Origin of the sequence: Flavobacterium terrigena, from assembly GCF_900108955.1 — a bacterium.
GTDB lineage: Bacteria > Bacteroidota > Bacteroidia > Flavobacteriales > Flavobacteriaceae > Flavobacterium > Flavobacterium terrigena.
The window spans coordinates 352,599-373,904 of the sequence record NZ_FNYA01000001.1; the positions used below are offsets into that span (position 1 = coordinate 352,599).

The following is a 21,306-nucleotide window of genomic DNA, read 5'->3' on the forward strand; positions in this document are numbered from 1 at the left end:
TAAAATCAAAATTCACAACTTAGTAAATCAAAAATCGTAAATCCCAAATCGTAAATCCAATTACATATTTCTTCTATACTGACCACCTACTTCAAACAAAGCAGCAGTAATTTGTCCTAATGAACAATCTTTAGTAGCTTCCATTAAGTGTGCGAAAATGTTCTCATTTTTAATAGCAGCCTCTTGAAGCGTATTCAAATGTTCAGCAACTTGATCTTTACCAGCTTCATGCAAATGATTCAACATTTCAATTTGATAGGCTTTTTCTTCTTCCGTTGCACGAATAACTTCTGCAGGAACAACTGTTGGTGAACCTTTAGAACTTAAGAAGGTATTTACACCAATAATTGGGAATTCACCAGTATGTTTCAACGTTTCATAATACAAACTTTCTTCTTGAATTTTTGAACGTTGGTACATCGTTTCCATTGCTCCTAAAACACCACCACGCTCTGTGATTCTGTCGAATTCTTGTAAAACTGCATCTTCCACTAAATCCGTTAATTCTTCAATAATGAATGAACCTTGAATTGGATTTTCGTTTTTCGCTAAACCTAATTCTTTATTAATAATCAACTGAATCGCCATTGCTCTACGCACAGATTCTTCTGTTGGAGTTGTAATCGCTTCGTCATACGCATTTGTATGTAATGAGTTACAGTTATCGTAAATCGCATATAACGCTTGTAATGTTGTACGAATATCATTAAAGTCAATTTCTTGTGCGTGTAATGAACGTCCAGAAGTTTGAATGTGGTATTTCAACATTTGAGCTCTTTCGTTTGCTCCGTATTTGTTCTTTAAAGCTTTCGCCCAAATCTTACGTGCTACACGACCGATTACTGCATATTCTGGGTCAATTCCGTTAGAGAAAAAGAATGATAAGTTTGGTCCGAAATCGTTGATATTCATACCACGACTTAAATAGTATTCCACGTAAGTGAAACCATTTGCTAATGTGAAAGCCAACTGTGTAATTGGGTTCGCTCCTGCTTCAGCAATGTGATATCCTGAAATAGAAACCGAATAGAAATTACGAACGTTTTCTTTAATGAAATATTCTTGCACGTCACCCATTAAACGTAAAGCGAATTCTGTAGAGAAAATACACGTATTTTGCGCTTGATCTTCTTTTAAGATATCCGCTTGAACCGTTCCACGAACTTGCGCTAACGTTTTGATTTTAATGTCTGTATAAACATCTAAAGGTAAAACTTGGTCACCCGTAACACCTAAAAGCATTAAACCTAAACCATTATTTCCTTCTGGTAAATCACCTTGATATGACGGACGATCTACTCCTTTTTTCTTATAAATCTCAGCAATTTTTGCTTCAACTTCATCTTGTAAACCGTTTTCTACGATGTATTTTTCACAGTTTTGGTCAATTGCCGCATTCATGAAAAATCCTAACAACATTGGTGCAGGTCCGTTAATTGTCATCGAAACAGAAGTCGCAGGGTGACTTAAATCGAAACCAGAATATAATTTCTTCGCATCATCTAAACAACAAATAGAAACTCCGGCATTACCAATTTTTCCATAAATATCAGGACGAATATGTGGATCATTTCCATAAAGCGTTACCGAGTCAAAAGCTGTTGATAAACGTTTAGCTGGTAATCCAGCACTTACATAATGGAAACGTTTGTTTGTTCTTTCTGGTCCACCTTCACCAGCAAACATTCTACTTGGATCTTCTCCTTCACGTTTAAATGGATATAATCCAGATGCGAATGGGAATTCTCCGGGAACATTTTCTTGTAAATTCCATTTTAAAATATCGCCCCAAGCTTGGTATTTTGGTAACGCTACTTTTGGAATTTGAGAATGTGAAAGTGATTCTGTATGAGTTGCAATTTTAATTTCTTTATCACGAACTTTAAAACTGTAAATTGGATTTTTGTATTTGTTTACTTTTTCGTCCCAAGTTAAAATGATTTCCCAATTGTATGGATCTAAATTCATTTTTACACGGTCGAATTCTTTAGTTAATAACGAAACGAAATCTTTGTTATCATCAGTAAGTTTTAAAGAACTTTCAACAATTCCAGCTTTATCTAATTGAGGTAAATTTCCGTTAACCGATTCAACAGTTTTGAAAATTCCATATAATTTTTGAGCAACTTCAACTTGAGTTAAAGCGGTTTCATCATATTTTCTATTATTCTCAGCAATTTCAGATAGATAACGTGTTCTATGTGGTGGAATTACGAAGATTTTCTCGCTCATTTCACGAGTAATTTCGAATGTAGATTTCAAATCAGAATTTGTTTTCTCTACAATTTTATCCATGATAGATTTGTATAACGTATTCATTCCTGGATCGTTAAACTGCGAAGCAATTGTTCCGAAAACTGGCATAGTATCTGGGTTTTCATCCCATAAATTATGATTACGTTGGTATTGTTTTTTAACATCACGAATCGCATCTAAAGCACCACGTTTGTCGAATTTATTTAAAGCCACTAAATCAGCGAAATCTAACATATCGATTTTCTCTAATTGCGTAGCAGCACCAAATTCTGGTGTCATTACGTATAAAGAAACATCAGAATGATCCATAATTTCTGTATCCGATTGCCCGATTCCAGAAGTCTCTAAAATGATGATATCGTAATTTGCTGCTTTCACAACTTCAATCGCATCAGCCACATATTTTGATAAGGCTAAGTTCGATTGACGAGTGGCTAACGAACGCATAAAAACTCTAGAGTTGTTTATCGCATTCATACGAATTCTATCTCCAAGTAAAGCTCCACCTGTTTTTCTTTTAGATGGATCAACCGAAATTAATCCGATAGTTTTCTCAGGGAAATCAATTAAAAAACGACGAACAATTTCATCTACTAATGACGATTTTCCAGCTCCACCTGTTCCAGTAATACCTAAAACTGGTGTTTTACTATCTTTATTTTTCTCACGAATTTTATCTAAAATTGGTTTCGCAATTTCTGGGAAGTTTTCCGCAGAAGAAATAATTCTTGCTAAAGCACGAGGGTTTTTGTTTTCTAATTCGGCAACTTCATCGGTAATAACATCACCAACAGCATAATCTGAACGTTTTACTAAATCGTTAATCATACCTTGTAAACCTAAAGCACGACCGTCATCTGGCGAATAAATTTTAGTAATTCCGTACGCTTCTAGTTCTGCAATTTCAGTTGGAAGAATTACTCCACCACCACCACCAAATATTTTGATGTGACCTGCTCCTTTTTCCTTTAGCAAGTCGTACATATACTTAAAGTATTCGTTATGTCCACCTTGATAAGAAGTCATTGCAATTGCATTTGCATCTTCCTGAATAGCAGTATTTACTACTTCTTCCACACTTCTATCGTGTCCAAGATGTATAACTTCTACACCAGTTGATTGAATAATTCTTCGCATAATGTTAATCGCAGCATCGTGTCCATCGAAAAGCGACGCAGCAGTAACAATTCTTACTTTATTAATAGGAATATAAGGGATTTGTGCTTCCATCTTTAAATTTTGTTGTATTTTGAGGGTGCAATTTACGAATTTCTTAAAAACAAACACTTTAAAAATTAAATTCTTCTTCACAAAAAATCTTGATTTTGTAACCATTTTGAAATTTCAACGTCTTATGCCCATCACATTTCATCATTAGTTGATAAAAAGTGAATCATCATCAATCAAATCAATCAAAATCATGAAAAAAAAATTTTTTCTCTTTGCAGGAATTCTAATCAGTTTTAGTTCCATTGCACAAAACAAATCCACGAATTATAATTTGGACTTTACCAAAAAAGACCAAAACTTGGTTCATATCAAAACTGATTTAGACTTAACCGTTGCTAAAAATCGTTTTTTTATGATTACGCATCCTTCTCAAAATAATCCTGATGGAGAAGCAAAATTTTTAAAAAATTTAGTCGTAAAAAATCAAAAAGGAAAACCACAAATTATCAACTATTTAGGAGAAGGAACTTGGGAAATTCAATCGACTACAACAGGAAATTATGCCATAGAATATGATATTATTACGGAACACGATTTGGAAAATTGGGATCATTGTGGTGGTTACGATGAAGTAGCCTACAAAACTCAGGAAGGATTGTTTTTTACTGGATATTCTTTATTTGTTGTGCCAGACATTCCTGTATTAGGTGACATTAAAAATGTGTCAGTGCATTTTACTTTACCGAAAAACTGGAAAGCTTCCACACCTTGGAATAAAACCACAAAACAGAATGATTTTATTGTTAATAACGATTTACGTTTTCTTTTAAACAATTGTATTTTCGTTGGAAATCATTATGAAAAAGAAATTAAATTAGGTGATTTTGAACTTTTATTTGCTCTTGGAAATTCGATGAAAGCCAATGAAAATGATTTTATTGAATTAATGAAACCTATTATAGAATCGACTACACAAGTTTTTGGAGGTGCGCCAAAGAAAAAATACCTTATTGTTGTTAATGAAAGTAAAGTAATGACTGACGGAAGTGCTTTTAGAACCAGTTTCAGCCAAATCATCAAAGGGAAAGTTAACAAAAATAGCCGCACCAATTGGGGACATATTATGGCACATGAAACGATTCATCTTTGGAACGGACATACATTAATTCCAAAAGAACAAGAAGAATGGTTTAAAGAAGGATTCACCGATTATTTGACAAATATTTTACTTGCTAGAACGAAAATTATTGACGAAGCGACATTTTACAAACGTTTTGAAAATGTAATTACCAAATACAATATCACACGAGATTTACTTCAAAATAAATTAAGTATTCAAGAATCGGGCAACAACAAAGACCAAAACCGCTATTTAGTTTATGGAGGCGGGGAATTAGTGGCATTAGGATTAGATATCGAAATTAGAAAAGCAACTGGAAATCAAAAAGGTTTGGATGATTTACTTAAAAGTTTGTTTACCGAATTTGGAAAAACAAATATTCCTTATGAATTAACCAATATTATTACGATTGCCAATCAAGTTTCAGGAAAAAACATGAAACCTTTCTTTGACGATTATGTAACGGGAACGAAACGAATTCCAGTAACCGAATATTTAGCTGAAATGGGATTGCAATTGGATGGTTTTCTAGAAGATGTTTATATTTCTGCTACTGAAAATCCGACTCAACAACAACTTCAAATTAAAAAAGGAATTCTTGGTTTGTAGCTTTTAATTCCTTCAAAAAATTAATTTTAAAAAAAGAGGCACACATTTTGCTTATCTTTGAATCAATCAATAATAAAAAATATGAAAAAAGTTATTTTACTCCTAGTTTGTTTACCTTTATTTGGTAATGCACAATTAAAAGATGTTATTAAAAAAGCGGCAAAAAAAGCAACGGCAAAAACTTCTGCAGTTTCTACTTTAGAAATCGCAAATGGTTTGAAAGAAGCTTTAGATAACGGTGTAAAAAAACAAGTAACCAAATTAACCGCTGTTGATGGTTTTTATAAAAATGAATTAGTTAAAATTTTATTACCTGAAGAATTACAAAAAGTAGATTCTCGTTTACGTAAAATTGGTTTAGGAAGTTTAGCAGACGAAGGAATTCTAATGTTAAACAGAGCTGCCGAAGACGCAGTAAAACAATCGACTCCAATATTTGTTGATGCTATTAAGAATATGAATTTTACAGATGCGAAAAACATCTTATTAGGCAAAGAAAATGCAGCAACAACCTATTTACAAACTTCAACTAACAAACCACTTTACGATAAATTTAATCCTGTAATTAGAACATCTCTTGAAACGGTTGGAGCTGATGCAGTTTGGAAAAAAATAATTGATAAATACAATGCTATTCCACTTGTAACAAAAGTAAATCCAGACTTAACAGACTACACTACTAACAAAGCGTTAGAAGGTGTTTTTAAAATGATTACAGTTGAAGAAAAAAACATTAGAAGTGGTTTAGATTCTAGAACATCAGCATTACTAAAAAAAGTATTCGCTTTACAAGACAAGAAATAAAAATTTAAATGAATCTGTTCTATAATTAAACTTGATGAACATAACCAAATATTTTGAACTAAAAAAAGAAATTGAATTAAACACAGATTTAGAACTCTTTGAAAATGAATTCATTAATAGTGAATATAAAAATTTTTCATTTTATCGTTCTGGTTCTAATCAATTTACGGTTGAAGCTAAAATTTCAGTTGGAACAGTAAGAATAAATAATTATAAATCAATTCCAATAACTACAACTTTAGAATTATCTAAACGAGGAGATCAAAACTATGCAACTTTAAGAAATGGAATTGGCTTAAATTCAATTATTATTACAATTTCAATTTTAGTAATATTAATTATGCTTGCAATTTTTAGCGGATCAAATGAAGCAATTGGAATTGTTACTATTTCTTTAATCTCTTTGGTTTGGTTTTGGTTAATTTTCAGAGGGCAAGAAGAAATTTTACAAGCATGTGTAATTAAATCAATTAAAGATATAAATCAAAAATATGAAGAAAATAATTTTTAGTTTACTACTAGTAAGCATAACCGTTGGCTGTGCCGAAATGCAACAAGTATTAGATCAATTACCACAAGAAACAGGTATTTTGAGTCAAGCCGAAATGGGTAACGGATTAAAAGAAGCCTTAAATAATGGAATTACGAAACAAGTTTCTAAATTAACGGCAACAGATGGTTTTTTCAGAAATGAAGCGGTAAAGATTTTATTACCAGAAGAATTACAAAAAGTTGATACCAAATTACGTCAATTAGGTATGAGTAAATTGGCTGATGATGGTTTGAAAATTTTAAACAGAGCTGCTGAAGATGCAGTAAAAGAAGCGACTCCCATTTTTGTAGATGCAGTGAAACAAATGACTTTTACTGATGCTAAAAACATCTTATTAGGAAACGAAAGTTCAGCAACTAATTATCTTCAAACGACAACTTCATCTGCTTTATACGGAAAGTTTAATCCGGTAATTAAAAGCTCATTTGCAAAAGTGGGTGCCGATAAGATTTGGACACAAATTATCACAAAATACAACAGTATTCCTTTGGTAAAAAAAATAAATCCTGATTTAACAGATTACACAACTAACAAAGCAATGCAAGGTGTTTTCAAAATGATTGCAGTGGAAGAAAAAGATATTAGAACTAATTTTTCAGCAAGAACTTCAGATTTATTAAGAAGAGTATTTGCTTTACAAGACAAAAGATAATTTAAAAAACAATAACATAAGTATAACAAAACCTTAACAGAAATAACAATTTAAAATACAGATATTTGTATCACAATAAATAGGTTTTGTTTAAGGTTAGTTTTTAGTTAATAAAACAACTGGAATTTAGGTTCCAGTTGTTTTTTTTATTTATAAACGTATAGTTTTTCTTGTAACAAAGTGAAGTAATCAAAAGCTTTCACTAAACGACTTCCATACCAAGAAAACATTTCTCCATCTACAAAAATAGTTTTCGCATGATGTGTGTGACGGCCTAATTCGAAAGCATGTTCGTCTTTAAACGGAAAAGGCTCTGAAGATAAAAACACAAAATCTGGATCACCTTGAATTCGCATCTTTTGCACAACTACTTCCGGATATCGACCTTCGTATTTAGAATTATTATCGTATATATTTTCTAATCCGTTAAGCTTTAGCATTTCGTTTATAAACGTATTTCCACCAGCAACCATATACGGATTGGCCCAAATAAAATAAGCTACTTTTTGCTTGGCATTTTCTTCAAATTTTGATGCGACTAACGTTTGAAATTTCTGATATCCGAAGTTGATTTTATCAATCCATTTTTGAGCATTCGTACGCTTGTTAAACAGATTTCCAAAATCTTCAATCATTTTATTATTGTCTTCAATCGAAACGATATCGGTGATCCAAACTGGACAAATATCTTTCAATTGTTCAACGATTTCTTGAGTATTTTCTTCTTTATTAGCTATAATAATATCAGGTTGTAAAGCTTTAATTTTATCGTACTTTACATTTTTCGTACCGCCAATTATTGTTTTAGTCGATTTGAAATGAAACGGATGTACACAAAACTTAGTAATTCCCACAATGGAATCTTCCAAACCTAAATCGTATAATAATTCGGTTTGTGAAGGCACTAAAGAAATGATTCTTTTAGGTGTGTTTTCAAATGTATGAGTTGTACCAAGCTGGTCTGTAAATTGTTTCAATGTGAATTTATTAGTTATTCATAATTTCTTGCATCTCTACTTGCAATTTCAATGCTTCTTCCCTTGCCTTTTCAGCAAAATCTAATCCGTTTGAAGCATAAATAATTCCACGAGATGAATTAATTAATAAACCAACATTCTCGTTCATTCCGTATTTACAAACTTCGGCTAAACTTCCGCCTTGAGCACCAACTCCAGGAACTAATAAGAAACTATTTGGAACAATTTTACGAATTTGTGTAAAGTATTCTGCTTTTGTAGCACCAACCACATACATCAAATTCTGACCGTTTTTCCAATTCTTAGACGTTTCTAAAACGGTTTTATACAATTCTTGTCCGTTTGTTTCTAAAGTCTGAAAATCGAATGCACCTTCATTTGACGTTAAGGCCAACATGATTGTATGTTTGTTTTCAAAAGCTAAAAAGGGTTCTACAGAATCTTTTCCCATATATGGAGCAACGGTAACGGAATCGAAGTTTAAATCTTCTAAAAAAGCTTTAGCATACATGGTTGAAGTATTTCCAATATCGCCACGTTTAGCATCGGCAATGGTGAAAATTTCTGGATACTTTTCATTGATGTAATTGATAGTTTTTTCTAACGATTGCCAACCTTTTAATCCGTACGCTTCATAAAAAGCAGTATTTGGTTTATACGAAACACATAAATCGTGAGTGGCATCAATTATGGCTTTATTAAATTCGAAAATTGGATCTTCGGTTTCTAATAAATGGGATGGAATTTTAGTTAAATCGACATCTAAACCAATACATAAAAACGATTTTTTTAGACGAATTTGCTCAATAAGTTGTTGTGTAGTCATTTTATTTTTATTGTTGGGCAAATTTATAAAACATTATTGACTCGGTACATATTTCTTGACACTAAATTCTAATCTTAATATGGTATTAACAAAAATTTATCAGTTTTTAAAATTGGAAAAAATGATTTTTGTTTATTTTTGCAAAAATAAATTTAACATTAGTGAAGAAATTTTTCGTACATATTATCATATTCGTGTTTGTGACTTGCTTGTTCACACCACCCGTATTTGGTCTTATTATGATTAATGAAGATATTGAAAAATATACTGATGTGAATATTAATAACTTTTTTGAAGAAGAAATTAAATCACACGATATAGATTTATTCACAAAATGTTACAACTTAAATGCAGTTAATACCTTAGAATTGAAAAAGAAAAAAATCAATTCTCACATTCCTGTAAATTATACTTCAAACCATTTAGACTTTTTCTCACCACCACCCGAATTTATTTAAACATTTCGCTTTTTTACGTTTTCAAATTATTTGGAACGATCGTTTATGTATTAAATTAATTCATTGGTATGTCAAAAAAAATCAATCTTTTTACAAACCTTAAATCTGATTTTGCTTCAGGTTTAGTGGTTTTTCTAGTGGCTTTGCCATTATGTCTCGGTATTGCATTAGCAAGTGGAGCACCCTTATTTTCAGGTATTATTGCAGGTGTTATTGGAGGAATTATTGTTGGCTATTTAAGTCAATCACATTTGAGTGTTTCCGGACCAGCTGCAGGTTTAACAGCAATTGTTTTAACAGCAATTACAGATTTAGGTTCCTTTAATGCGTTTCTATTAGCCGTTTTAATTGCTGGATTAATTCAGCTAGCCCTTGGTTTCATTAAAGCCGGAACCATTTCAAATTATTTCCCAAACAATGTTATAGAAGGAATGCTTGCAGGAATTGGAGTTATTATTATTCTAAAACAAATTCCTCACGCTTTTGGATATGATCCAGATTTTGAAGGAGATGAATCTTTTACTCAACCAGATGGACAAAATACATTTACGGAACTATTTCAAGTATTTGATCATATTCAATTAGGCTCAATTATCATTGCTTTAATTTCGTTAGCAATTTTAATCCTTTGGAACAAAGTGGATGTTTTAAAGAAAATAAAATTAATTCCACCTGCCTTAGTTGCTGTAATTGTGAGTATTTTATTAAACGAGTTTTTCATTCAATCTGGAAGTAATTTTGCGATTGCAAAAGAACATTTAGTGAGTTTACCAGTTCCAACTACAATAGAAGAGTTTAAAAACATTGTAGTTACACCCGATTTTACAGCCATCACAAATTCTAAAGTTTGGATTGTGGCCTTAACAATAGCAATAGTCGCATCTATTGAAACGTTATTGTGTATTGAAGCTTCAGACCGAATGGATGCTTTAAAAAGGTATACAAATACAAATGTAGAATTAAAAGCACAAGGAATTGGAAATATCGTGAGTTCACTTTTAGGAGGCTTACCAATGACTTCAGTAGTAGTAAGAACATCTGCAAATAATGCTGCTGGAGCAAAATCGAAAATGTCAGCAATTATTCACGGTGTATTATTATTAGTGAGTGTTTTGGCAATTCCAACTATTCTTAATAAAATTCCATTAGCAACATTAGCGGCAGTTTTATTATTAGTTGGATATAAATTAGCGAATCCTTCAACTATTAAACATTTTTGGGAAAAAGGAAAATACCAATTTATTCCATTTATTGCTACTTTTGGTGCTGTAGTGTTCACCGATTTATTAAAAGGTGTAGCTTTAGGAATGATTATCAGTGTAATATTTGTATTAAAAGGAAATATGAAACGAGCCTATCATTTCAGAAAAGAAGAATATCATGATGGTGATATTATTCATATTGATTTGGCTCAAGAAGTATCATTTTTAAACAAAGCAGCAATTAAAGAAACAATATCTTCAATTCCTGAAAATTCAAAAGTAATTATAAATGCTTCAGACACCGTTTATATTGCTCACGACGTTTTGGATTTGATTAAAGAATTCAAAAAAATCAGATCAAAAGAAGAAAATATTAAAGTAAAATTAGTCGGTTTTAAAAAAGCGTATGAACTAGAAGATAGTTTAGAAGAAGAAAAACACGTTTTTGTAGAACATAAATTAAAAAAATAAAACAACATGAAAACATTAAATAAAGAAATACAATCGTCTATAACACCAAGAAAAGCTTTAGAAATATTAAAAGAAGGTAATAATCGTTTTATCAATAATTTAAAAGCACATAGAAATTTATTAGAACAAGTAAATGAAACTAGAGACGGACAATGGCCATTTGCCACAATATTAAGTTGTATTGACAGTCGAACGTCTGCAGAATTAATTTTCGATCAAGGATTAGGCGATGTTTTTTCGGTAAGAATCGCAGGAAACATTGTGAATACAGATATTTTGGGAAGTATGGAATTTGCTTGTAAAGTCGCAGGTTCTAAATTGATAGTTGTTCTTGGACATACAAAATGTGGTGCTGTAAAAGGTGCTTGTGACCATGTAGAAATGGGAAATTTAACGGAATTATTATCGAAAATTCAACCTGCAGTTTACCAAGAAAAATCAACGTCAGAAAACAGAAATTCAAGCAATTCAACGTTTGTTGAAAATGTAGCCGAAATCAATGTAAAACGCAATGTAAAAAACATTATAGAACGTAGTTTCGTTTTAGAACAAATGATTGAAAACGGAGAAATTGGTATTGTTGGCGCAATGCATAATATCGAAACAGGTGAAGTTAGCTTTTATGACGAAGTAACTTTCATTAACGATGAAAAAAATCCAAATTTTAGTCTTAACGATTTGAAATATTAAAAATTAACAATTAGCGTTAATTTCATATATTTGAAAATCAAAAAAAAAGGAGTTATCCAATAAATTATGAGCGATTTTTATAAAAAAATATTAGACAATAATAAAGAATGGGTAGAACAACAGTTAGCTGTTGATGAAAACTATTTTAAAGATTTATCAAAAGGGCAAAATCCACCATTATTATGGATTGGATGTTCTGATAGTCGAGTTCCTGCAAATGAAATTATTGGCGCAAAACCAGGCGAAGTTTTCGTACACAGAAACATTGCAAATTTAGTCGTTCACACCGATATTAATATGCTAAGCGTTTTAGATTATGCAGTTAATGCGTTAAAAGTAAAACATGTTATTGTTTGTGGACATTATGGTTGTGGAGGTGTAAAAGCTGCGATGGGAAATCAATCCATTGGAATAATTGACAACTGGATTAGAAACATTAAAGATGTTTACCGAGTGAACAAAGACGAACTTAATGAAATTGCAGATGAAGATAAAAAATTCAACCGAATGGTAGAATTAAATGTAATTGAGCAAGTTTTCAATTTAGCCAAAACATCTATTGTTCAAAACGCTTGGAACATCAACCAAGAATTACATTTACATGGTTGGGTTTACGGATTAAATTCTGGTTATGTAACCGATTTAAATGTGAATTTCAGTAACAATGATGATTTAGATTCAATGTTTAAATTAAACTTCTAATCGTTTAAATTTTCATTAAACGCAGAAGGCAATAATTGAGGTATAAATTTTATCAAAATTGGTAATAACAAACCTCCACCTGGAAGTAAAAAAATAGTTAACGACGGTATGGTTTTACATATGTCTAGTAGCTGTTTTTTTACTTTCTTTTTTTCCTCAAAACTCAAATCGGATTGAGTAGATTTTCGCAATAATTTCACCAATTCTTTACTCTCAGAAAGTTCCTTAATTAACCTGCTTTTATTTCGACTAACCAACTTTCCAATGTTGTCTTGTGTGTTATTATAAAACTGTTTCACAGGATGATTCAAGTTAAAAAAAGGCAATTCTTTTTTGTGTTTATTTATGAATTCAACTAATTCATAACCAGTATTTTGATTTGTTTTATTTAAATTTAATTTCGAAGTAAATTCGTCCAGAAATTTTTGCTCGTTTTCATACACAACACCATCACTTAAAAGTGTCATATGTGCTACTTCATGCAAATACAAACTTTCTAAAACGGATCGGTTTCCTTCGAAAATAACATTGATAATTTCATCGCTATTTATCTTCGAAACTTTAGAATATCGCAACGAGTTTTCAAACATTTTTAACAACATCAAATCGTATTCCGATTTGTCAATTTTTATGTTCAATGAAAGCATAATTAATGCCATACATTTGCGTTCTAAATCTTTAAAAAAATCTAAACTAATTGTGGTATTTTCAAGATAAAATTCAAAAGCCAAAACATCAATAAAAAGCATTGCATTCGTAACCATATGCGTGAAGTTTTTGGTCACAATATTATCATTCGTTTGCAAACGTTCATTGATAATACTTTCTAATTTTTGATACGAATTTCCATCAGGCAAAACCATTTTCATAAAACTGAATTTTCCTTTAGAAATTTGATCATAAAACTGAATTATGGTTTCAAGAAATCCTTCAACATCATTTCCTCTTTTCCTTTTATATAAGGCAATTAAAGTTGATAAAAATCCAACTTTTATCTTTTCTTCCGTATCCCATTTTTTATCATCAATATCAGAATTTAAATGATAATTGACAACATAACCATAAATTAATCCACTTTTCTGACAAGCTACAAAGAAATCTTCATCAGTTGCATAATGAGCAATTTCATTCGCATACTGATTCAAATATTTTTCAATCCAACCGTTTATTGATGGGTTAATTTGCATGAATGATATTGTGTTTTAAATCGTAATTAATTAATAAGCCAACAAATTTACTATAACTTTCCATGCCATCTTTTTGTTGGTTTAGTTTTAAAAATTTGTCGTAAAAGTATTCAAAAAAAACATCTAACCACGAATGATATTGTTTCCAAAAGGTTTTGTTTTCATTAAAATTTTCCAAAACACCTTTATTTATTAGTTTTTTATATTTCAAACCGCTTCCCTCTTCCATTATTTCCAAATTATACATGCAATAATTCAACGCAAAAGCATAGGCAGAATATTGAAAATAAACATCTTTATTACTCGAAGCAGCCATGAATCCGATGAAATTACAATCACTTTCAGAACCAATTCCGGTTTGATGCGCCATTTCGTGACAAATTGTTAATGGTGAAGTGTATTTTGGTTTCAAATAATTGACTTGTGCCTCATTGGTAAATGGATTTAAATAACCTCCAAACCCCATGTAACTCAACGGCAAACTGTATAATGACGATTTGATACTTTCGTTTTTATATTCGATTTTTGATAATTGATTCGTTAACAAACCATAACCGCTTGGCGACATCTCATACATTTTTTGTTCCGAATACTTGAAAACAACTTTTTTAGTCGAATCTTTTTCGATTTGAAGTTGTAGAGCGTTCGTTTTTTCAATTAGTTTCTGCGTTAAAGCTTCCAATTGTTCTTTGGTATATTCTTTTTCAACTCCAATTTTTTCATGCAGCGGAATTCTGTAATAATTGATTCCCCATAAAAAATGAAACAAAAAATGTAATACTGAAACAAAACTTAAAATCGTTAATCCGTTGGCTTTCCAATTCGAAAAAAATCCTTTTCTGTTTTTATAAATCCATCTAAAAATGAAAAAAAACAGTATCGTATAACATAAATCACCCACAGAAAAAGGAATCCAACCTAAAACGATTCGACTAATTTTAGAAATGTACAAATATAAACCGTTGCTATAATAACGTTCCACAAAATCTGGAAAAAGCGCTAAAACTTTCATCAGCATAATTTGAACGAATAAAAAAATGGGCAAAAAATATTTTTTCTTCACAAAATGAATTTTAAAATGTAAATATAATTAGAAATTCATTTACTAAAGAAATTAAACTTTGTAACTTTGGCATTCTCTAAAAAAGGGATAAGTCAAAAGTGATAAGTTAAAAGAAATAAACATAACAACAAACAATATTTCAATGAGTCAAGAAGTAAGAAATTTAGAGCCAAAAGAACTTTGGAACAAATTTGCTGATTTAAACGCTGTACCTCGTCCGTCTAAAAAAGAAGAACGCGTTATTGCTTTTATGATGGAATTTGGTAAGAAATTAGGATTTGAAACCATTAACGACGAAGTAGGAAACGTAATTATTAAAAAAACTGCTACTGCCGGAATGGAAAATCGTAAAACTATCGTAATGCAATCGCATTTAGATATGGTGCACCAAAAAAACAATGATACTATTTTTGATTTTGATACGCAAGGTATTGAAATGTATGTTGATGGTGACTGGGTTCGTGCAAAAGGAACTACTTTAGGAGCTGATAACGGTTTAGGAGTAGCTACTATTATGGCGATTTTGGAAAGCACAACGATTCCTCATCCTGCTATTGAAGCGTTATTTACAATTGACGAAGAAACAGGAATGACTGGTGCAATGGGTTTAAAAGGTGGTTTATTACAAGGAGAAATTCTTTTAAATTTAGATACTGAAGAAGACGACGAAATTGATATTGGATGTGCTGGTGGTGTTGATGTAACAGCTGTTGCAGAATACGATGAAGAAGATACTCCAGCTGATTCTGTGGGTTACACAATTACTGTAAAAGGTTTAAAAGGTGGCCATTCAGGAATGGATATTAATTTAGGATTAGGAAATGCAAACAAAATTATGAACCGTTTATTATTTAATGGTTTTGAAGATTTTGGCTTACAAATTTCAACAATTAATGGTGGAAGTTTACGTAATGCAATTCCTAGAGAAAGTGTAGCGCAAGTGGCTATTGCTCCTATTTATGATGAAGCTTTTACTTTCGATATGCAAGAAATTGTAAACGAAATTAAAACGGAATTCAAAACTACTGAACCAAACTTAGAAATCATTATTGAGAAATCGGCAACTACTCCAACTAAAGTGATGCCTCCAATGGCTCAATTTTACATGGTTCGTTCTATTTACGCTGCTCATAATGGTGTTTACAGAATGAGTGCTGATTTTGATAATTTAGTAGAAACATCAAACAATATTGCGAAAGTAACAGTTGGAAACGGAAAATTACAAGTTGAAAATTTAACGCGTTCTTCTGTTGAAACTTCAAAATTTGATTTAGCTAACGGCTTGCGTTCTGCTTTTGAATTAATGGGTTGCGAAGTTACTTTTGGAGGATCTTACCCAGGTTGGACACCCAACGCAAAATCGGAAATCTTAGATGTTTTGACTTCAATTTACGAAAAACAAAACGGAAGTAAGGCGCACGTTGTGGCTTGTCACGCTGGATTAGAATGTGGAATCTTAGGAACTAATTATCCAGATATGGATATGATTTCTTTCGGACCAACAATCAAAGGCGCACACAGTCCTGATGAAAGAGCAAATATTGCTTCAGCTCAAAAATACTGGAAATTTGTATTAGAGATTTTGGAGAACATTCCTGTAAAGAACTAAGATTTTTGATTTACGATTTACGAAGTCAAAATACTTAATAATAGAAACCTCGAGAATTATTTTTTTCGAGGTTTTTTTGTAGGAAATTTTATATATTTACTTTTAATATAAATTTAAACCAAATTCTCAATTAGTAAAACAAAAATGAAAACAATTTATTTAATCTTGATCTTATTATTATATTCTTGTAAACCAATTGTTTTCAAAGAATTACAAATGGATCATACTCAAGATTTAATTGGAAAAATAAAGGAAATAAAAACAAAAAACTTTTATTATACCGATAACAATAAAGACACCATAATAAACCGATGGAGTTCCATCATGTATTTTGACAAGAAAAATAACATTATAAAACAAATTGATAAATATTCAAAATTTACCGCTGAAACAAGTAATTATTATAAAGATAATTTATTAGAAAAAACAATTTTAAAAAACGGAAATTCATCTACTAAGATTGAATATAAATATGATAAAAAAAAGAATCTTATAGAATATAATCAAATTGAAAATGATACATTATATTTTTCAAAAACAATAATTTATGATTCAAAGTGTAACCCCATTGAAAAAAAGTTTTTTTTTCCAAATCACAATCCAGATTACCAAAGAAGCAATTCCATTGAAAAATTAACCAATAACTATAAAGACAGAACGGTTACCATTAAAGGATTTGATGAAAATCAAAATCTAATAGATTATTCTTCAAAGAGATATTATAATAAAAATGGTTTTATAATAAAAATAGAATCAATTCGAAAAGATTCAAAAAGCAAAATTTCAACAAAGAGTGAGTTTGACAAATCTGGAAACTTATTAAATTTGACTAAATTTGATACTAATGGAAATGTAAAAGAGATTGTTCATTATAAAAACATATATGATAAAATTGGAAATATTATTACACGAGAAAAATATATTAAAGAAAAATTAATTGAAAAAACCACATATGATATAACATATTGGTAAAGTATAATCGCTAAAAAAAACTATAACACTAATTTTATCTTTACAGATTTACGGCACAATATTTGTAGTATTTTTAGCATAACCAATTAAACTTAATAATTATGAAAAATTTAAAATTACTTCCCCTACTTGGTATTGTAATGTGTGGATTATTATCATTTACCTATTTCGATCACGACAATTTAGTTAAAGACGGAACTTACAACGCAATGGTTAAAAAAGGAGCCAATAGAGATGGTAGAGGTTTTACAAATAATGTCTATTCAACTAATGTAACAGTTAAAATTGAAAACGGTATTATTGAACAAATCACCGCTAATAGAGACAATGTAAACGCGGAAAAATTATTGCACTTACCACTAAATATTGATAGCAAAGGAAATGCGTTTGTTGAAGCTACTGATTATGAGCAAAATGTTTATAACAAAAGAGATGAAGGTAGATTTTATACTTACAAGTTAACAATTAAAAAAACAGAATTAGTTAAATAAAATGAATAAGAAAACCCTTGAGAAAAATATTTTCAAGGGTTTTTCTTTTTTGTTAAAACTGGGCATAATTTTTGATAATTTTAACAAGTAACAATTAATCCAAAAATTTTATATGAAAACACATTTTTGGGGAATAGTATGTGTGCTATTTCTCGCTTCCTGCAACAAAGAAAATAAAGTAGAACAAGTGGAACGCGCTTTTTATTATTGGAAAAGTGATAGTAGTCTCGATGATAAATCAGTCAAGGAAATAAATGAGTTAAACGTAAGAAAAATATACTATAAACTTTTTGAGATAGACTATAGCGAAACTATGGGTAATTATCCATTTGCTAAAAACAGTCCAAGCACTTATGCTCTTGAAGATTTAGATTCGGTAACAATTGTACCAACTATTTTTATTAAAAATGGAATTTTCCAATATAACGATGAAAAATCATTGGATAAATTGGCCGATAATATTGTCTTCTTAATTGACAAATATCACAAAGAAGAATATAATGAATACAATCCAAAAGAAGAATTAAAAACTATTTTTAATTACAATGAAATTCAAGTTGATTGCGATTGGACAAAATCTACCAAAGACAAGTATTTCTATTTATTGAAAAAAATAAAGGAATTATCACACAAGCAAATTAGTTGTACACTTCGATTGTATCCATACAAATACCCGGAAATAATGGGAATTCCACCTGTTGATAAAGTCAGTTTGATGTGCTATAATTTAATAAAACCCTTATCTGAAAAAGACAAAAATTCTATTTTAGACATCAATGAATTGAAAAAATATTTAGACAAAAGAAGAAGTTATCCTAAACATTTAGATGTAGCACTTCCAGTATTTTATTGGACCCAATTATACCAAAACAATCATTTTGAAGAATTACTTGATATTAGTTCTGAAGATGTAAAAGGATTTATAAAACCTATAAAACCATTATGGTATGAAGTCACAAAAGATACAAGTTTAAATTACGACACTTACTTTAAAGTTGGCGACCAAATTAAATGCGAAGACGTTTCAAAAACAACTTTAGACCAAGCAATTGCTTTAATTAAAAAGAATGTGGTGTTAGATAAAAACACAACTATTTCCTTATTTCATTTAGATCAAAGTACTTTCAAAAAATACAACAATGAAGAAATTTCTAGTTTTTACAGTTCTTTTACTAAGTAATTTTAGTACTTCGTTCGCTTGTGGTTATTCGCCTTATGGTGAAGATATTAGATATTCGTTACTAAAACCTGAATACTTTAATTATTACAATTACAAAGCCTTTTATTATAATGCAAGCTTGTGGGGTTTTGATTTTGACTATGAAAATTATAATAGAAATAGCAATTTCATTTCACCTGAAGCCAATATTTTAGATTGGTATACTTATACTTCTAAAAAAGTAAGTATTACAGAAATAGAACATTTCAATTATACTATGAATGTAACAGATATCAATAAAAACAGCAATAATGCTTTTATTAAGTATTTGTATCAAAATAAGAAATATGATGCTATTGCTTATCTAGCAATAGCTAAAAATTGTGAGGCAGTAAATACATTATATAATGAAGATTTATGGGAAAGAGAAACCGTTAATATAGATACCAAAAGAATTGCGTTTTTAAATAAACTTATCAAAATTACCAATAATGAAAAGAATATTTATTTTAAAAGAAAATATGCCTTTCTAACTATCCGATTAGCGCACTATTTAAACAGAGCTGATGTCATTGAAAATCTTTTTGCCACACAATTTAAAAACGGCAAAAAAGATTATTTATACTATTGGAGTTCGTTTTTTCATATTTTTTGCCAGAAAAGAAGTGAATCTATGGTGGATATTGCCAATTTAATGGCACATTCACCAGAAAAATTTTATGCTAGTTATTACTATTTTCATCACGATTTCAAACTTAATATTGCATTACAACAAGCCAAAACTAAAGAAGAAATTGCAAATTGTTATGCCTATGCATCGGTACAAAAAATTGATAAAAATTTAGATTACTTAAAAGAAATCTATAAAAACAATCCGAAATCGGGAATACTTGGTTTCTTACTTTTGAGAGAACTCAATAAAATTGAAGATTGGGTGTACACGCCATATTATACGAATTATACACCTTCAACAGAATTTGAAGGTTATTATTATGGCGATAATAAGGATATAATTACAACTGTAACTTTACGTAATCGTTCTGAGAAAGACCGTTTGTATGCGCAAGAAGTTTTAAACTTTATCAATTTTGTTACGAGTAATTCTGTTGATAATCCAATACTTTGGAAGGCGGCTCAAATCAATTTACAGTTTATCACACGAAATTATGCTACTTGTATTCAAAATTGCAATTCGTTTATACAAAACCATAAAACAGATAAATGCTTACCCGAAATTGAAAAAATAAAAGCACTTTGTATTACAGCCAATCAAGAAAATGGTAAAGCAATTATAAAACCGGAAATTCAATCGACCATTTTAAAATATAAAAACGATGAGCGTTTCATTTTTGCTTTAGGAAGAGAATTAGAATTTAAAGGTAATTTACCCGATGGTTTAGCCTTAATTTCTTTAATGGAAGGTAGTTATAATGAAGAATACACTAATGATGATGTGGAATGGCAAGGCAACCGAATTAAAACTTCAGGGAATTTAGCCGAGTTTTACACCTATTTCGACTATTTGGATTTTGTATATTCTGCTGGTGATTTACAAATTATTGTCAATAATTTAAACAAAAGTAAAAACTCAGATTTTGAAAAATTTATTTATGCTGATTTATTAAAGAACAAAGAATATTTAACCGATTTATTAGGTACGAAATATATTAGAGAAAATCAGTTAGATATGGCTTTAAAAACCTTTAAATCGTTAAACAAAACGTATTGGGAAAACAACTATAATCCTTGGGAAAGAGGTCTTTATGATGGATATTATTCATTTGAAGAAAATCCATTTTATGATTTTAAGTATACAGATGTTTTTATTGAACACAAAGAAAAATATATTGTAACCAAGCTTTCAGTTGTAGAACATTTGATAAAATATCAAAAACTGGCTGATAATCCAGCTACAAAAGATAGAGATTATTATTATTTTTTATTGGCCAATTGCTATTATAACATGGGACAAAACGGACATAGTTGGATGATGCGAAGAGTGTTTAGTACATATTGGAGGACTTCTGGTGAAAATTATAGCGAATCTTTTGTTGATGAAAACGAATACAGAAATAATACAAAAGCAATTGAATATTATAATTTAGCCTATCAACATGCCAAAACAGATAAATTTAAAGCGCTTTGTTTGCGAATGTCAAGCTATGTGGATTATACCAACACCTATTCTAGAAAGTTAAAGACCGAATTTCCTGATTTTTATGAAGACTTATCAGGTTGTGAAAATTTAGAAGAATACTTCAACGCTAGAAGATAAAAACTAAAAACCTCGAGAGTACTTTTCGAGGTTTTTTTTGTAGAAAATTTTATATATTTG

General features: G+C 30.2%; 18 protein-coding genes. 13 read left to right on the top strand and 5 right to left on the bottom strand.

Annotated elements, in window-relative coordinates:
• Positions 1-60 precede the first annotated feature (60 nt).
• Complete coding sequence (locus BMX42_RS01720) at positions 61-3,486, bottom strand: methylmalonyl-CoA mutase family protein (RefSeq protein WP_091307541.1); 3,426 nt, start codon at positions 3,484-3,486, stop codon at positions 61-63.
• 190 nt (positions 3,487-3,676) lie between these two features.
• Here BMX42_RS01720 and BMX42_RS01725 point away from each other — a divergent pair, with 190 nt between their 5' ends.
• From BMX42_RS01725 to BMX42_RS01740, 4 genes are all read left to right on the top strand, one after another.
• Entirely contained in the window at positions 3,677-5,155 is a 1,479-nt protein-coding gene (locus tag BMX42_RS01725) for a M61 family metallopeptidase (RefSeq protein ID WP_143055590.1), read from the top strand.
• Between the two features lie 81 nt (positions 5,156-5,236).
• Entirely contained in the window at positions 5,237-5,959 is a 723-nt protein-coding gene (locus tag BMX42_RS01730; protein WP_091307547.1) for a DUF4197 domain-containing protein, read from the top strand.
• A gap of 34 nt (positions 5,960-5,993) precedes the next feature.
• The gene (locus BMX42_RS01735) at positions 5,994-6,470 is read left to right on the top strand and encodes a hypothetical protein (protein ID WP_091307549.1); all 477 of its coding nucleotides are present in this window, start codon (positions 5,994-5,996) and stop codon (positions 6,468-6,470) included.
• Positions 6,451-7,164: a DUF4197 domain-containing protein gene (locus tag BMX42_RS01740; RefSeq protein WP_091307551.1), complete on the top strand. Its 714-nt coding sequence runs from the start codon at positions 6,451-6,453 to the stop codon at positions 7,162-7,164. The genes BMX42_RS01735 and BMX42_RS01740 overlap by 20 nt, the downstream gene beginning before the upstream one ends.
• Before the next feature lie 146 nt (positions 7,165-7,310).
• On the opposite strand, the gene BMX42_RS01745 is transcribed toward BMX42_RS01740, so the two are convergent.
• Entirely contained in the window at positions 7,311-8,141 is an 831-nt protein-coding gene (locus BMX42_RS01745) for an ABC transporter substrate-binding protein (protein WP_091307553.1), read from the bottom strand.
• 10 nt (positions 8,142-8,151) lie between these two features.
• Complete coding sequence (gene pyrF / locus BMX42_RS01750; protein ID WP_091307555.1) at positions 8,152-8,967, bottom strand: orotidine-5'-phosphate decarboxylase; 816 nt, start codon at positions 8,965-8,967, stop codon at positions 8,152-8,154.
• Positions 8,968-9,128: 161 nt separating this feature from the next.
• Between pyrF and BMX42_RS01755 the strand changes: the two genes are divergently transcribed.
• The 4 genes from BMX42_RS01755 to BMX42_RS01770 all read left to right on the top strand — a co-directional run bounded on the left by BMX42_RS01755 (position 9,129) and on the right by BMX42_RS01770 (position 12,490).
• The gene (locus tag BMX42_RS01755) at positions 9,129-9,425 is read left to right on the top strand and encodes a hypothetical protein (RefSeq protein ID WP_143055591.1); all 297 of its coding nucleotides are present in this window, start codon (positions 9,129-9,131) and stop codon (positions 9,423-9,425) included.
• A gap of 68 nt (positions 9,426-9,493) precedes the next feature.
• The gene (locus BMX42_RS01760; RefSeq protein WP_091307559.1) at positions 9,494-11,098 is read left to right on the top strand and encodes a SulP family inorganic anion transporter; all 1,605 of its coding nucleotides are present in this window, start codon (positions 9,494-9,496) and stop codon (positions 11,096-11,098) included.
• Positions 11,099-11,104: 6 nt separating this feature from the next.
• Positions 11,105-11,788, top strand: a complete 684-nt coding sequence (locus BMX42_RS01765) for a carbonic anhydrase family protein (protein ID WP_091307561.1) — start codon at positions 11,105-11,107, stop codon at positions 11,786-11,788.
• 66 nt (positions 11,789-11,854) lie between these two features.
• Complete coding sequence (locus BMX42_RS01770; protein WP_091307562.1) at positions 11,855-12,490, top strand: carbonic anhydrase; 636 nt, start codon at positions 11,855-11,857, stop codon at positions 12,488-12,490.
• On the opposite strand, the gene BMX42_RS01775 is transcribed toward BMX42_RS01770, so the two are convergent.
• Together BMX42_RS01775 and BMX42_RS01780 are read right to left on the bottom strand one after the other, a co-directional pair.
• Positions 12,487-13,677 carry an LETM1-related biofilm-associated protein gene (locus BMX42_RS01775; RefSeq protein WP_091307564.1) on the bottom strand — a complete coding sequence of 397 codons (1,191 nt, stop codon included), beginning with the start codon at positions 13,675-13,677 and terminating at the stop codon, positions 12,487-12,489. The two genes, BMX42_RS01770 and BMX42_RS01775, sit on opposite strands and share 4 nt — an antisense overlap.
• Positions 13,667-14,695: a DUF3810 domain-containing protein gene (locus BMX42_RS01780; RefSeq protein ID WP_317040016.1), complete on the bottom strand. Its 1,029-nt coding sequence runs from the start codon at positions 14,693-14,695 to the stop codon at positions 13,667-13,669. Before BMX42_RS01780 ends, BMX42_RS01775 begins: the two co-directional genes overlap by 11 nt.
• Positions 14,696-14,882: 187 nt before the next feature.
• Between BMX42_RS01780 and BMX42_RS01785 the strand changes: the two genes are divergently transcribed.
• From BMX42_RS01785 to BMX42_RS01805, 5 genes are all read left to right on the top strand, one after another.
• A complete protein-coding gene (locus BMX42_RS01785) occupies positions 14,883-16,349 on the top strand; it encodes an aminoacyl-histidine dipeptidase (protein WP_091307568.1) in 1,467 nt (488 codons plus the stop codon).
• A gap of 144 nt (positions 16,350-16,493) precedes the next feature.
• Entirely contained in the window at positions 16,494-17,321 is an 828-nt protein-coding gene (locus BMX42_RS01790) for a hypothetical protein (protein ID WP_091307570.1), read from the top strand.
• Between the two features lie 101 nt (positions 17,322-17,422).
• Positions 17,423-17,812 carry a hypothetical protein gene (locus BMX42_RS01795; RefSeq protein ID WP_091307572.1) on the top strand — a complete coding sequence of 130 codons (390 nt, stop codon included), beginning with the start codon at positions 17,423-17,425 and terminating at the stop codon, positions 17,810-17,812.
• Between the two features lie 112 nt (positions 17,813-17,924).
• Positions 17,925-18,992, top strand: coding sequence for a hypothetical protein (locus tag BMX42_RS01800; protein WP_143055592.1), 1,068 nt, complete (start codon positions 17,925-17,927; stop codon positions 18,990-18,992).
• Positions 18,952-21,246, top strand: a complete 2,295-nt coding sequence (locus tag BMX42_RS01805; protein WP_091307577.1) for a hypothetical protein — start codon at positions 18,952-18,954, stop codon at positions 21,244-21,246. Before BMX42_RS01800 ends, BMX42_RS01805 begins: the two co-directional genes overlap by 41 nt.
• The last annotated feature ends 60 nt before the right edge of the window (positions 21,247-21,306 follow it).